The sequence below is a fragment of the Streptomyces sp. NPDC001851 genome (assembly GCF_040297165.1).
Classification (GTDB): Bacteria; Actinomycetota; Actinomycetes; order Streptomycetales; family Streptomycetaceae; genus Streptomyces.
Genome location: NZ_JBEOYR010000033.1, coordinates 65,605 through 78,874 on the forward strand (window position 1 = coordinate 65,605; position 13,270 = coordinate 78,874).

The following is a 13,270-nucleotide window of genomic DNA, read 5'->3' on the forward strand; positions in this document are numbered from 1 at the left end:
CTCAGGCCCCCCGCACCTCCGCGAGCGTCACCGGCCGGTGCTCGTGCAGGGACAGGGTGCAGGCCTCGGCGATCCAGCCCGCCTCCAGGGCGTCCTCGATGGTGCAGGGGGAGGGCCGGGTGCCGGCCACCACCTCGGTGAACGCGGTGAGTTCGGCGCGGTAGGCGTCCGCGAAGCGGTCCATGAAGAAGTCGTGCGGGGTGCCGGCGGGGAAGGTCACGCCGGGTTCGACCGAGCGCAGCGGCAGCCTGTCCTCCAGGCCGACCGCGATCGAGTCCGTGAAGCCGTGCAGTTCCATGCGGACGTCGTGACCCCGGGCGTTGTGGCGGGAGTTGGAGACCACCGCGATGGTGCCGTCGTCCAGGGTGAGGATCGCGCCGGTGGTGTCGGCGTCGCCAGCCGCCCTGATGTAGTCCGCGCCGCGGTTGCCGCCGACCGCGTACACCTCGGTCACCTCACGGCCCGTCACCCAGCGGATGATGTCGAAGTCGTGCACGGAACAGTCCCGGAAGATGCCCCCGGACGCGGCGACGTACGCGGCCGGCGGCGGCGCCGGGTCCAGGGTCGTGGAGCGGACCGTGTGCAGCTTGCCCAGCTCGCCCGCCCGTACGGCCGCCCGCGCGGCGGTGAAGCCGGCGTCGAAACGCCGGTTGTAGCCGATCTGGACCGGCACACCGCTGTCCCGCACGTCCGTCAGCACCGCCACGCCCTCCGCCATGGTGCGGGCGACCGGCTTCTCGCAGAAGACGGGGACGCCGGCCTCGACACCGGCCCGGATCAGCGCCGGGTGGGCGTCGGTGGCCGCCGCGACGACCAGGCCGTCCACCCCGGCCGCCAGCAGCGCCTCCGGGGAGTCGGCGACCTCGGCGCCGAACCGCTCCGCGGCGGCCTTGGCGGCGTCCGCGAACGGGTCGGCGACGACGAGCGACTCGACGGCGTCCAGTCCGGAGAGGGTCTCGGCGTGGAAGGCGCCGATGCGGCCGAGGCCGAGGATTCCGATACGCATGCTGCTCCTTGAGTGCGAAGGGTCCGAAGGAAGGTCAGTCGAGGGCGCCCAGCACGTTCTGGTCCCAGTCGATCACCGATCCGGTGACCACCCCGGACCGGCCGGACAGCAGGAACACCACGAAGCCGGCGATCTCGTCCGGTCGGCCCAGCCTGCCCATCGGCAGTCTCGCCGCGGCCTGCTCCCGCCAGTCGTCGCCCGCGCCGTGGAAGGCGCGCTGGGTGGCGTCCTCGCCCTCCGTCGCGGTCCAGCCGATGTTCAGGCCGTTGATCCGGATCCGGTCCCAGCGGTGGGCGTGCGCCGCGTTCCCCGTGAGGCCTGCGAGGCCGGCCCTGGCGGCGACGTACGGTGCCAGGAACGGCTGGCCGCCGTGCGCCGACGAGGTGATGGTGTGGAGGACCGTGCCGGGCGCCTTGCGGGCCACCATGCCGGCGACCGCCGCCCCGGCCTGGCCGGCGTCCGCCGGATCGGCGCGTACGGACACCGCCGTGCCCCCGGCCGCCGCCAGCTCGGCCACCAGCGCCTCACCCGGTTCCGTACGGCGGCCGGTGACCGCCACGACGGCGCCCTCCCGTACGGCCGCCCGCGCGATCGCGGCACCCACCCCCTGGCTGCCGCCGTTGACCAGGAGGATCTTCTCCCGGAGCAGTCCCTCGCGAACTCCCATGACCGGACCTGGCCCTCCTCAGCTGCGATCAGCGCCCCGAACACCGCCGCGGTGTCCCTCGTTCGGCCACAGGAGCGGCGCAGCCCTGCCATTCTTGTCAGTACAAACCCCTCGAACAACCAGCAGCCAGCCATCAAAAACCCCTCAAGGAGCCGGGCCATGGGCCATCCGTTCCCCATCCGGGAGATCGCACGTCAGGCGGGCCTCAGCGAGGCCACCGTGGACCGTGTGCTGCACGGCAGGGGAGGGGTGCGGGAGAGCACCGCGCAGGAGGTGCGCCGGGCCATCGCCGACCTCGACCGGCAGCGCACCCAGGTGCGGCTGGTCGGCCGTACCTTCATGGTCGACATCGTGGTGCAGGCCCCCGAGCGGTTCAGCACCGCCGTACGCGCCGCCCTGGAGGCGGAGCTGCCTTCCCTGCACCCGGCGGTGGTCCGCTCCCGCTTCCACTTCCGCGAGACCGGACCGGCCGCCGAGCAGGTCAGGACGCTGGACCGGATCGCCCGGCGCGGCTCCCAGGGCGTGATCCTCAAGGCCCCGGACGTCCCCGAGGTCACCGCCGCCGTGGGCCGGCTCACCGCGGCCGGCATCCCGGTCGTCACCCTGGTCACCGACCTGCCCGCCAGCGGCCGGCTCGGGTACGCCGGCAGCGACAACCGGGCCGCCGGTGCCACCGCCGCCTACCTCATGGGCCAGTGGCTCGGCGACCGGCCCGGCAATGTCCTCACCAGCCTCAGCAGCGGCTTCTTCCGCAACGAGGAGGAGCGCGAGATGGGCTTTCGGAGCGTCATGCGGGCCCGGCACCCGCAGCGCGCCCTGGTGGAGATCGCCGAGGGCCAGGGCCTGGACGCCACCCAGTACGACCTGGTCCGCAGCGCCCTGGAACGCGACCCGGGGATCCGGGCCGTGTACTCCATCGGCGGCGGCAACAACGCCACCCTGCGCGCCTTCGCCGACGCCGGCCGGCCGTGCGCGGTGTTCATCGCCCACGACCTCGACCAGGACAACACCCGGCTGCTGCGCGAGCACCGGCTGTCCGCCGTGCTCCACCACGACCTGCGGCACGATCTGCGCGAGGCCTGTCACGCGGTCATGCGCTTCCACGGCGCCCTGCCGCCCGCCGGCCCGCTGCTGCCGTCGGCGGTCCAGGTCGTGACGCCGTACAACATGCCCGTGCCCGCGGACGGCTGAAGGGGAAGCGATGACACGCACCGAGCAGGTGGAGATCGAGGGGGTCCCGATGGTCGCGACCCTGGTACCGGGCCACGGCGGCGTCGGGCTGCTCGCCCTGCACGGCAGCAACGAAGGAGGCACGGCCCAGCTCGCCGAGACGGTGGCCCGCCGCCGCGGCGCCACCAGCCTCGTCTTCACGCAGCCGGGCGTACGGCCTCCGGTGCACATCCCGTCCCCGCGCATGGCACCCGAGCACTGCGCGCTGCTGCGCGAGTTCCTCGACCGGGTCGCCCTCACGGTCTCCCTGCACGGCCACATGCGGTCCGAAGCACCGCACACGGTCTTCCTGGGCGGCGGCAACCGGGACGCGGCCCGTGTCCTCGCCGAGGCGTTCGCCACCGAGGCTCCTCGGTTCCCCGCCGTCGTCGACCTGGCGGCGATCCCGCCCGCCCTGCGCGGGGTGCACCCGCGGAACCCGGTCAACCTGACCCGCCTCGGCGGAGTCCAGGTGGAACTGCCCCTCCCGGCCCGCACCACCGACGGCACCGACGTCCCACCGGGCCCGGTGGTCGAGGCGCTGGTCGCGGGGGTGGCGGAACTGGGCCCGCGGGGCGCGGGGAACCACGCGCGCCACCACGGCCGCGCCGCGGACGCCTGACGGCACGCCCTGGCCCTTAGCCGCGCGCTCAGCCCGGCCCGACCTCCACCCAAGCCCCCTCCCGAGCGGCCAGCGCCATCGCGTCCAGCAACGCCGCGCAGCGGACCGCGTCCGTGAGCGTGGCCCCGTACGGCACCCCCTCGGCCACCGACCGTACGAACCGGTACGCCTCGATCACCTTCAGGTCGTCGTACCCCATCGCATTGCCCGCCCCCGGCTGGAACGCCGCGAACTCACCGGCTCCCGGCCCGACGTACACCGTGCTCACCGGCTGGTCCTGGTACGTCGAACCCCGGCTCACCGCCAGCTCGTTCATCCGCCGGAAGTCCCAGAACACCGCCCCCTGCGTGCCGTGCACCTCGAAGCCGTAGTTGTTCTGCTCGCCGACCGAGACCCTGCAGGCCTCCAGGACCCCGCGTGCGCCGGAGGCGAAGCGCAGCAGACAGCTGACATAGTCCTCGTTCTCGACCGGCCCGGGTGCGCCGCCGGAGGCGAGGGCGTGGCCGGCGGTGGCGCCGGCCGGCCGGGCGCGCTCGGGGAGGAAGACCGCGGTGTCGGCGGTGAGCGACGTGATGTCGCCGAGCAGGAAGCGGGCCAGGTCGGCGCCGTGCGAGGCCAGGTCGCCGAGCACCCCGCTGCCGCCGCGCGCCCGCTCGTACCGCCAGGTCAGGGCGCCGTCCGGATGGGCCGCGTAGTCGCTGAACAGCCGGATGCGGACATGGGTGACCGTGCCGATCTCGCCGGAGGCGATGAGATCGCGGGCGGCCTCGACGGCGGGGGCGTTGCGGTAGTTGAAGCCGACCGCGCCCTGCACGCCGGCCTTGGCGACGGCGTCGGCGACCGCCCGGGCGTCCTCGGCGGTCAGCCCGACCGGCTTCTCGATCCAGATGTGCTTGCCCGCCTCGGCCATCGCCACCCCGATCTCCCGGTGCAGGAAGTTCGGGGCGGTGATGCTGACGGCCCGCACCCGTGGGTCGGCGGCCACCTCGCGCCAGTCGCGGGTCGCGGTGGCGAACCCGAACCGCCCGGCGGCCTCCTCGGCCCGTCCCGGCACCTCCTCGGCGACCGTGATCAGCCGAGGACGCAGCGGGAGCTGCGGATAGTGGTGCGGGAGGCGGGCGTACGCCTGGGTGTGCACCCGGCCCATCCAGCCGAACCCGACCACGGCGACGCCCAGCTCATCCACCATGACAGCCCCTTCACGACAGCGGTTTGGACCGTTCCACGCTCTGTCCGGGCCACCTTTGTGCTGACATGGCCAGGGTGTCAACCCTTTGACAGAGCGACACGCTGCATGGAACGGTCCATGCCATGAGACCGCCGACGATCCGTGACGTGGCCGAGCGGGCCGGAGTGTCCAAGTCGCTGGTCTCGCTGGTGCTGCGCGGCTCGGGACCGGTGAGCCCCGCGAAGCGGGAGGCCGTGCTGCGGGCCGTGCGCGAGCTGGGCTACCGGCCCAACGCGGCCGCCCGCAGCCTGAGCGAGCAGCGCACCCGGACGGTCGGTGTCCTCCTGGACGACCTGCGCAACCCCTGGTTCGTCGACCTCCTCGACGGCCTCAACGCACCTCTGCACGCCGCCGGTCTGCACATGCTGCTCGCCGACGCCCGGCTGAACCGGCGCATCGGGCACGACCTGGCCGAACCGTTCCTGGACCTGGGTGCCGACGGGCTGGTGATCGTCGGTACGGTCCCCGACGCGGGCGGTCTCGGCACGCTCGCGCGGCGGATGCCGGTGGTGGTCGCGGGCGCCCGTGAGCCCCGGCCGGAGAGCGTGGACGTCGTCGCCGGGGACGACGAGCTGGGCGCCCGGCTCGCCACCGAGCACCTGCTCGGCCTCGGCCACCGCCGGATCGCCCATCTCGCGGGGCACGGCGCGGTCGGCGCACTGCGCAGGCAGGGCTTCGAGGCGGCGATGCGGGCCCATGGCGCCGAACCGGTCGTCGAACCGGGCGATCTGACCGAGGAAAGCGGCTACCGGGGGACCGTACGCCTGCTCAGCCGCCCGGAGCGGCCGACGGCGCTGTTCGCCGTCAACGACATGACCTCGGTGGGCGCGCTGTCGGCGGCCGGGGAACTGGGCCTCAGGGTGCCGAGCGATCTCTCCGTGGCCGGCTACGACAACACCAGCGTCTCCCGGCTGCGGCACGTCTGGCTGACCACGGTCGACACCGGGCCGTACGAGATCGGACGGCGCGCCGCCCGCTGCCTGCTCGACCGGTTCGAGCGGCCGGACGGCGAGGGGCGTGTCCACCTCGCCGTACCGACGCTGGAGATCCGCGGGACGACCGGGCCGCCCTCCGACGCGCTCAGAGGCTGATGGCGTACGCCTTGCGCAGCGTCTCGTGCACCGTCCACGTCGTACGGTCGCCCGCGCGCAGCACCGCCATGTCGCCGGGGCCCACCCGCAGGGTCGGCCCGTCCGCGACCTCGATCGTCGCCGAACCGCTGATCACCACGAACAGTTCGTCCGCCTCCGTGTCGGTGACCACGCCCGGCGTGATCTGCCAGATGCCGCGGATCTGCCGGCCGTCCGGCGACTCCCAGACCACCTTCCCGGTGACCTCCGGGTGCCCGGAGACGATCTGCTCCGGGTCGAGCGGCTCGGGTTCGAGGGCGGCGTCGGGGATGTGGAGCGCGAAGCTGTGCGTCATGCGGCGAGCCTAACCAGGGTCACAGACCCCCCGAGGCCGACAGTGTGTGGGGCATCGGGGCCGACGGGGGGACACTTCGTCGGCCGTGCGGACTGGCGGGCGGGCAGGGTACGGGTGATCGTGGGGAACATGGCTGACCCCACGGCGGCCGGCGCGGAACCGCCCCGGCGGCACGGCACCCGCGAGGCCGTCCTGTTCGGCGGGGTGTACGGCGCCGTCCTCGCCAGCTCGATGGTCGCGGCGCTCAGCCAGTACGGGCACACGTCCGCCAAGTCCCGTGGCTACGACGCGGCCTGGGTGCTGGTGACCGCGCTCGCCTCGGCCCTCGCCCACGGCTACGCCCACTACATCGCCGAGCGCCGCCCGCACAGCCGGTGGGAAGCGGTGCGCGCGATGCGGGACGAGTGGCCGCTGGTCGCGGCTGTGCTGCCCACGGCTTTCCTGCTCGCGGGCGCGCGGCTGGGCTGGTTCCCCGCCAAGGGCATCGAGTACACGGCGTTCGTGCTCAACACCCTGATCCTTTTCGTGCTCGGCCTCCTCACCGCCCGCTGGTCGGCGCGTCGGTGGCCGGTGGCCGTGCTCATCGGGATGGGGGACGCGCTGCTCGGGGTGCTCGTGGTGGTGGCGAACGCGCTGATCAAGTAGACGGCTCCGGCCGCCCGACGGGGTCAGCGGCCGGTGCGGACGCCGTCCAGGGCGATCGCGAGGACCCGGTCGCGCTGGGCGTCGTCGTCGAACGCGGTGGCCGTGATGCCGGCGACCATCCGCACCAGGTCGGTGAAGTCCATGTCCGTGCGGGCCACGCCCGCCTTCTGGGCGCGCTCCAGGAGCGGGCCGCCGGCCGAGTACATCGAATCGCGGCAGGTCTGGAAGATCTCCGACTCGTCGTTCAGCGCCTCGCGCACCGCGCGCTTGGTGACCATGTAACCGGCGAACCGGTCCAGCCAGGCCGTCAGCGCCTCCCACGGCTCCAGGTCCGCCAGCTCCACGGCCGCCCGGCACAGGGCGTCGACCTCGTCGGCGTAGACGCTCTCGAACAGCTCCCGGCGGGTGGGGAAGTTCCGGTACAGGGTGCCGATGCCGACGCCCGCGCGGCGGGCGATGTCCTCCAGGGAGGCGTCCGAGCCGTGCTCCGCGAACGCCTCCCGGGCGGCGGCGAGCAGGGCGTCGAAGTTGCGGGCGGCGTCCTTGCGCCGGGGCCGGCGGGCCGCCACGATCTCGCCGACGGGGAACGGCGTGGCCGTCACTGCTGCCTCCCAGAGGGAATCGAGGAACCGGCTCCGACTGAACCGGAGGTACACATCCGTTTCAGTTGAACCGGAGGTGTGCCTCCGTTAGAGTGGAGGGGTGCCTCCACTTTAGCACTCCGGGGGCGGCTCCGCCCTGGGCAGACGTGCCCGGCGGAAGTCCCCTTCCCGCCCGTCCACAGCGCTCCTTCTTCGGAGAGGCTCCCTCATGCCCCGCACGTCCACGCGCCTCACCTTCGCGGTCCTCGCGACCGGTGCCGGCGTGTTCTCCATGCTGCAGTCGCTGATCGCGCCGGCCCTGCCGACCGTCCAGCACGCCCTGCACACCTCCCAGTCGACCGCGACCTGGGTGATGACGGCCTATCTGCTGTCCGCCTCGGTGTTCACCCCGATCCTCGGGCGCGTCGGCGACCTCGCCGGCAAGAAGCGCACGCTCGTCGCGGTCCTGCTCACCGTCCTCGCCGGCTGCCTGATCGCCGCGCTCGCCCCGGGCATCGGCGTCCTCATCGTCGCCCGCGTCGTGCAGGGCGTCGGCGGCGCGCTGTTCCCGCTGTCCTTCGGCATCATCCGGGACGAGTTCGCGCCCGCCGAGATCAGCGGCAGCATCAGCAACCTCTCCGCCGTGATCGCGGCCGGCGGCGGGGTCGGCATGGTGGCCGCAGGGCCGATCGTCTCCGCGCTCGACTACCGCTGGCTCTTCTGGATCCCCGTGGTGATCGTCGCCGCGACCGCCCTCATCGCCCTGCGCTACGTCCCCGAATCACCCAAGCGCGCCCAGGGGAGGGTCAGTTGGTACGGCGCCGGGCTGCTCTCCGCCTGGCTGGTGGCCCTGCTGCTGCCGCTGAGCCAGGCCGGCCAGTGGGGCTGGGGTTCGCCGAAGGTGCTCGTCCTGTTCGCCGCCGCCGTCGTCCTGTTCGCCGTGTGGGCGACGATCGAGGCCCGCTCCCGCACCCCGCTGATCGACCTGCGTGTGATGCGGCTGCCCACGGTGTGGACCACCAACGCCGCCGCCCTGCTCTTCGGCGCGGGCATGTACGCGATCTGGTCCTTCCTGCCGGGCTTCGTCCAGACGCCGTCCGCGGCCGGTTACGGCTTCGGCGCGAGCGTCACCGCCTCCGGCCTCCTGATGCTGCCGATGCTGCTGGCGATGTTCCTCTCGGGCATCCTCTCGGGCCGCCTGGAGCCCCGCGTCGGCGCCAAGGCGCTCCTCGCCACCGGTGCCGCACTCGGCGCGCTGGCCTGCGGATTCCTCACCGTGTGGCATGACGCCCAGTGGCAGATAGCCGTGGTCGCCGCACTGTTCGGCCTGGGCATCGGACTGGCCTTCGCCGCCATGGCCAACCTCGTCGTCGGCAGCGTCCCGCCCGAGCAGACCGGCGCCGCGACCGGTATGAACGCCAACATCCGCACCATCGGCGGATCCATCGGCGCCGCGCTCACCAGCGTCCTGGTCACCGGCCGCCTGCAGCCCTCCGGCCTGCCCTACGAATCCGGCTACACCCACGGCTGGGCCCTGCTGGCCCTCCTCTGCCTGGCCGCGGCGGGCGCCGCCCTCCTCGTCCCGGCCCGCCGCCCCGGCCGTACGACGATCCCCGCCGAGCCGGGGACGACACGGGCACCCGCACAGGTGCGGTAGGGTTGACCTGCGTGATCACACGGGGCACCCCGGTGAGATCGCAACGGGACGTGGCGCAGCTTGGTAGCGCACTTGACTGGGGGTCAAGGGGTCGCAGGTTCAAATCCTGTCGTCCCGACTTGTGAGAGTCGCAGGTCAGGGCCGGTTTCGGAGGATTCCGAAACCGGCCCTTGATCGTTTTTGGGGACCAGTCGGGGACCAGCGGCCTTGACCGGCGCCGGCGCGTGATGACGATCGGGCTCGGCAGGGAGCGCGGGGCGCGCATGACGGACATCGCCACTGCCGTCCTCACCCTGGCGCGTCAGCGCTGAAGGCGCTCACTCCTTCGTGCCCGTGGGGCCGGGAACTACGGCGTGTAGACCTCTTCCAGGCTGTGGATGGCGCCGTCGTCGCCGGTCGCGTACTTGAACACCAGTCCGGCGTCGGGGTGCGCGTTGATCCAGTCGATCAGTTCCTGCACGCCGATGCGCTGGTTCTTGCTGCTGGCGACGATGGGGTTGGTGGCGGTGACGTACGCGGCCTGGTCGAGGGCCCAGCGGCTGTCCTCGCCGGTGACGACGAACGGCCTCCCGCCGGAGTCCTTGTCGGGGCACCCCCACGCCCCGTGCTGGATGACGAGGTTCACCTTCCCGGTGCCGGCCGGGAGTTCCTCGACGCGGTAGACGGCGATCTCGTCGGGGTCGACGTGGTCGGGGTCCGGCGCCTTGCTGGCGCAGCCGGTGATCGGCGGGGTGGTCTTGACCGAGCCGGGGCCCTTGGAGGCGGGCTTCGCCGCGGGCGTTCCCGCACCGGCCGCACCTGGCGACGCGGTCGCCGTGGAAGGCGTGCCTCCCGATGTTCCGGTGCTGCCTCCGGTGGCTCCGCCCTTGGCGCCGCCGGACGTGCCGGGTGCCTGGGTGGCGGTGGCGGCGGCGCTCGGTGAGCCCTCGGCCCCAGCGGTGGAATCGTCCCCCTGGCAGCCGGTGAGCATCGCGGCCAGCGCGGCGGCGGCGAGCGCGATGGCGGCGGGTCTGAGGCGATGAGTATTCATGTCGGGACATCCCCCTGTTCACAGGCGGCCGTGTCGGCCGCACACCGGTCGGGACCGTAACAATGCCTCAGCTCGCGGCGCACTACCTGGATGTGCTGTGTCACAGACCCCGGACAATGCCGTCACGGGACACGGATCATGTGAGGGGAAACAGAGACAGAAGGCTGCGCCGGCGAGTAGACGAGTGGGCGTCGGTCCCGGCAGTGGTCAGTAGGCCTCGCAGATCAGGGCCCTGTTTCACCATGGTGGGGCAGGGCCCTCGACCGTTCCCACGAGCTGTCGTGCCCCGGCCGCGCCACCCCGCTCGGCGACGCCATCGCCCACGACGGGCGGATCGCCGCGACCCGCAGTGGATCAAGGAGTGGCGGCGCGGAGGGCGGTTGTCGCCAGAGTGGTGCAGTGCGATCCCCTGTTCGCGGGCCGCGGGCCGCGGCCCGCGGCCCGCGGCCACCGTCGACAAGCTCGTGACCACGGTGCTCGCAGGGGCGTTGCCACGGCGGCCACGTCAAGCCTGACGTGCGGTGAAGCAACGTCGCCCGCAGCAGTCCGCGCCGACAGGACATCGGCGTCGGCTGCCGCCGGGCGCGAGCGGGACGGCGACCTCGGCGATCGCCTCAGGGGTCGTCCCGGCACGGAGACTGCTTCGTGGTCGCATGTCAGAGCCCTGCTTCATGACGGGTGAGGCAGGGCTCTTGAGGGTGCACCTGGACCGTCGTGCTGCCGCCGCTCCGCTGGAGCACGGCGGCGGCGACCAGGGTGACGGTGGCTGCGGGGATCGCCGTGCCGCCGGCCCGGCGAACCGCCCGTGACTCAGCGCTCGCCAACGGGAGTCGCCGGCGCGTCGGCGCGGGCCGGCGCCGAGGGGGCGGGTCCGCCGGAGGGCCGCGGAGCGTCGGCCACGGGCTTGCGGCTGCGTGCCGCGAGGAGGGCGACCATGGCCGCGGCGGCCAGCAGGATCAGGCCGGAGGCCCAGATGGCGTGGTGGAGTCCGGTGACGAAGTGACGGCCGGCTTCCGGGGCGAGGCGGCCGCCGCCCCCGTGGCCGTGGGGAAGCTGCGCGTAGACGAGGACGCCGAGGATGGCGACGCCGAGCACCTGGCCGAGCTGGCGCAGGGCGTTGTGGACCGCGGAGGCCATCCCGGCACGGGACGCGGCGACGGAGGCGACCGCGGTGGTGGTCATCGGCGTCAGGCTCAGCCCGACACCGCCGCCGACCAGGGCGAAGTCCCACCAGATCGCGCCGATCCCGGTGTTCGGGCCCAGCCGCAGCAGTCCCAGGGTGGCCGCCCCGCTGACCGCCAGCCCGGCGAACATCGGCCAGAACGGGCCGATCCGGCCCACCATGCGGCCCGAGAGCGGCGCGGCGAGGGCGAAGGCCACGCCGATCGCCGAGACGTCGAGTCCGGCCTCGATGGGCGAGTGGCCCTGGACGTTCTGGAAGTAGGCGCTGAAGTACACGATCGCGCCGACGAAGGCGAAGAAGACGATCATGGCGGCGATGTTCGCCACGGCGAACGCGGGGCGCAGGAAGAGCCTGACGTCGACCAGCGGTTCGGGCCTGCGGAGCTCCCAGCCGATGAAGAGGGCGAGGGCGACGAGACCTGCGGCGAAAGCGGCGAGGATCCGCGGGGAGGCCCAGCCCCAGTCGGGCCCCTCGATGATCCCGAAGGCGACGGCCGCCATGGACAGGGTGCCGAGGACCGCCCCGGCCCAGTCGAAACGGCTGGTCGCCGGGTTGCGTTCCACCCGGGGGATCAGGCGGGCCGCCAGAGCCGCCAGCAGGGCGCTGAAGGGCACGTTGACCAGGAACACCCAGCGCCAGCCCAGGCCGTTGACGATGACCCCGCCGAGCGCCGGTCCTACCGCCAGGGCGAGGCCGGAACTGGTCGACCACAGACCGATGGCGGAGGCGCGCTTCTCCGGGTCCTCGAAGACGGCGCGGATGATGGTGAGGCTGCCCGGCAGCAGCAGGGCCGGCCCCAGTCCCTGGATGACCCGGCCCACCAGGAGGACCCCGGTGTTCGGCGCGAGGCCGGTCACCAGAGCGCCCAGGCCGAAGGTCGCCACGCCGATCAGGAACAGGCCCTTGCGGCCGCGCCGGTCGCCGATGACGCCGCCGGCCACCAGCAGGCTCGCGTAGACCAGGACGTAGGCGTCCACGATCCATGCCAACTGTGTCGCGCCGGCGTGCAGTTCGCGCCCGATGGTGGGCAGGGCCACGCTGACGACGGTGGTCGACACCACCGCCGCGAACAGGCCTCCGGCGAGCACTGTCACGGCGAGCCAGGCTCCGCGTGGGGTCGGCTCGGTTTTCTCTCCGTCCATATGGATCCCCGTCCGTTGTTCGGTAGCCGGGACGACTGGTGGGTTCTTCCACCGTGCCCGCGGGACGGCCAGAAGTCCAAGAGCTTGTTTTTCTACTGTTCAGAAGCTCTGCTTCTGCGGCTCGTTCGGTGGCGGTTCGCGGCCCGGTGAAACACCGAAGCCGGTGCAGACCGGTCGGCGAGTCACCCTCAACTCACGTTAGGAAACTGACAGTTCAGCGCTCGGCAGGGGGGCGGCGGAAGCCGTCGGTGGACGGCAGGCACTGGCTCGCCTCCACCCACTGGCCGTGGATCGGTGAGCGCACCGACTGGGAGATGTCCGAGCACGCCGAGGAGCCGCTGGAGGCGCCCGGCGCGGAGAAGGGCGGTGACCGCGGTCGAGGCGTACGGCAACGGGCCGCGCGGGGGCGCCGGGGGACACCGGCGCACACGGACGGGCGCACCGGTCGAGATGGGCCGGCCCCCTCAGATGCTCGCGTACGCGTACGACGCTGCGCCGGCGGAGCCGCTGGTGCCGGCCACGGCCGACACCCTGGGCAGGGCTTCCATCCGAAGCGTCGTGATCGCCCGGCTCACCGCGAACGGGCTGCGGTTCACCAGCCGCAGCCACCGCGGCACCAGCCAGAAGGGCTGGGAGCCGGCCGCTCCCGCCTGGGCCTCCGGGCTGTCCGCGGCGGATGCTCTGTGGGCCGCCCGGCCGACTCCGCCGCACACCATCCGCCGCTTCCCGGCAGGGCGATCCGCCGGAGGGCGCCGGGGAACTCCGGCACAGGGCGAACCGATCGGCACAGGCGGACGATCCGCTGCGCAGGCCGGAGCGGATCGCCGGTCGTGTACTCCGGCCCGCGGCGGTCGAGTTCCGATCGGCCGGCGCGG

13 protein-coding genes and 1 tRNA gene are annotated in these 13,270 nt (G+C 73.1%); 6 read left to right on the forward strand and 8 right to left on the reverse strand.

Translation table 11 applies throughout. From position 1 onward, the window contains the following. Position 1: 1 nt before the first annotated feature. Both ABT171_RS35585 and ABT171_RS35590 read right to left on the reverse strand, forming a co-directional pair. Complete coding sequence (locus tag ABT171_RS35585) at positions 2 to 1,006, reverse strand: Gfo/Idh/MocA family protein (protein ID WP_351250539.1); 1,005 nt, start codon at positions 1,004 to 1,006, stop codon at positions 2 to 4. Between the two features lie 34 nt (positions 1,007 to 1,040). Then, complete coding sequence (locus ABT171_RS35590; protein ID WP_351250540.1) at positions 1,041 to 1,673, reverse strand: SDR family oxidoreductase; 633 nt, start codon at positions 1,671 to 1,673, stop codon at positions 1,041 to 1,043. A 159-nt stretch (positions 1,674 to 1,832) separates the two neighbouring features. On the opposite strand from ABT171_RS35590, the gene ABT171_RS35595 reads away from it, so the two are divergent. Then, positions 1,833 to 2,864, forward strand: coding sequence for a LacI family DNA-binding transcriptional regulator (locus ABT171_RS35595; protein WP_351250541.1), 1,032 nt, complete (start codon positions 1,833 to 1,835; stop codon positions 2,862 to 2,864). A gap of 10 nt (positions 2,865 to 2,874) precedes the next feature. Beyond that, on the forward strand, positions 2,875 to 3,504 hold the full coding sequence (locus ABT171_RS35600) for a poly-gamma-glutamate hydrolase family protein (protein WP_351250542.1): 630 nt from the start codon (positions 2,875 to 2,877) through the stop codon (positions 3,502 to 3,504). Between the two features lie 28 nt (positions 3,505 to 3,532). Here ABT171_RS35600 and ABT171_RS35605 read toward each other — a convergent pair whose 3' ends face one another. After that, positions 3,533 to 4,693, reverse strand: a complete 1,161-nt coding sequence (locus tag ABT171_RS35605; protein ID WP_351250543.1) for a Gfo/Idh/MocA family protein — start codon at positions 4,691 to 4,693, stop codon at positions 3,533 to 3,535. Positions 4,694 to 4,815: 122 nt separating this feature from the next. On the opposite strand from ABT171_RS35605, the gene ABT171_RS35610 reads away from it, so the two are divergent. Beyond that, the gene (locus ABT171_RS35610) at positions 4,816 to 5,823 is read left to right on the forward strand and encodes a LacI family DNA-binding transcriptional regulator (protein ID WP_351250544.1); all 1,008 of its coding nucleotides are present in this window, start codon (positions 4,816 to 4,818) and stop codon (positions 5,821 to 5,823) included. On the opposite strand, the gene ABT171_RS35615 is transcribed toward ABT171_RS35610, so the two are convergent. Further along, positions 5,813 to 6,157, reverse strand: coding sequence for a cupin domain-containing protein (locus ABT171_RS35615; protein ID WP_351250545.1), 345 nt, complete (start codon positions 6,155 to 6,157; stop codon positions 5,813 to 5,815). The two genes, ABT171_RS35610 and ABT171_RS35615, sit on opposite strands and share 11 nt — an antisense overlap. 129 nt (positions 6,158 to 6,286) lie before the next feature. Between ABT171_RS35615 and ABT171_RS35620 the strand changes: the two genes are divergently transcribed. Beyond that, positions 6,287 to 6,802, forward strand: coding sequence for a hypothetical protein (locus ABT171_RS35620; RefSeq protein ID WP_351250546.1), 516 nt, complete (start codon positions 6,287 to 6,289; stop codon positions 6,800 to 6,802). Between the two features lie 23 nt (positions 6,803 to 6,825). Here the strand turns inward: ABT171_RS35620 and ABT171_RS35625 are convergent, their stop codons facing one another. Beyond that, a complete protein-coding gene (locus tag ABT171_RS35625) occupies positions 6,826 to 7,404 on the reverse strand; it encodes a TetR/AcrR family transcriptional regulator (protein ID WP_351250547.1) in 579 nt (192 codons plus the stop codon). Between the two features lie 208 nt (positions 7,405 to 7,612). Here ABT171_RS35625 and ABT171_RS35630 point away from each other — a divergent pair, with 208 nt between their 5' ends. Both ABT171_RS35630 and ABT171_RS35635 read left to right on the forward strand, forming a co-directional pair. After that, entirely contained in the window at positions 7,613 to 9,040 is a 1,428-nt protein-coding gene (locus ABT171_RS35630; RefSeq protein WP_351250548.1) for an MFS transporter, read from the forward strand. A 44-nt stretch (positions 9,041 to 9,084) separates the two neighbouring features. Beyond that, a tRNA-Pro gene (locus tag ABT171_RS35635) sits at positions 9,085 to 9,158 on the forward strand. A gap of 228 nt (positions 9,159 to 9,386) precedes the next feature. Here ABT171_RS35635 and ABT171_RS35640 read toward each other — a convergent pair. From ABT171_RS35640 to ABT171_RS35650, 3 genes are all read right to left on the reverse strand, one after another. Continuing rightward, positions 9,387 to 10,070: a hypothetical protein gene (locus tag ABT171_RS35640; RefSeq protein WP_351250549.1), complete on the reverse strand. Its 684-nt coding sequence runs from the start codon at positions 10,068 to 10,070 to the stop codon at positions 9,387 to 9,389. An 810-nt stretch (positions 10,071 to 10,880) separates the two neighbouring features. Then, positions 10,881 to 12,395: an MFS transporter gene (locus tag ABT171_RS35645; protein ID WP_351250550.1), complete on the reverse strand. Its 1,515-nt coding sequence runs from the start codon at positions 12,393 to 12,395 to the stop codon at positions 10,881 to 10,883. Positions 12,396 to 12,859: 464 nt separating this feature from the next. Further along, a complete protein-coding gene (locus ABT171_RS35650) occupies positions 12,860 to 13,111 on the reverse strand; it encodes a hypothetical protein (RefSeq protein WP_351250551.1) in 252 nt (83 codons plus the stop codon). Positions 13,112 to 13,270 lie beyond the last annotated feature (159 nt).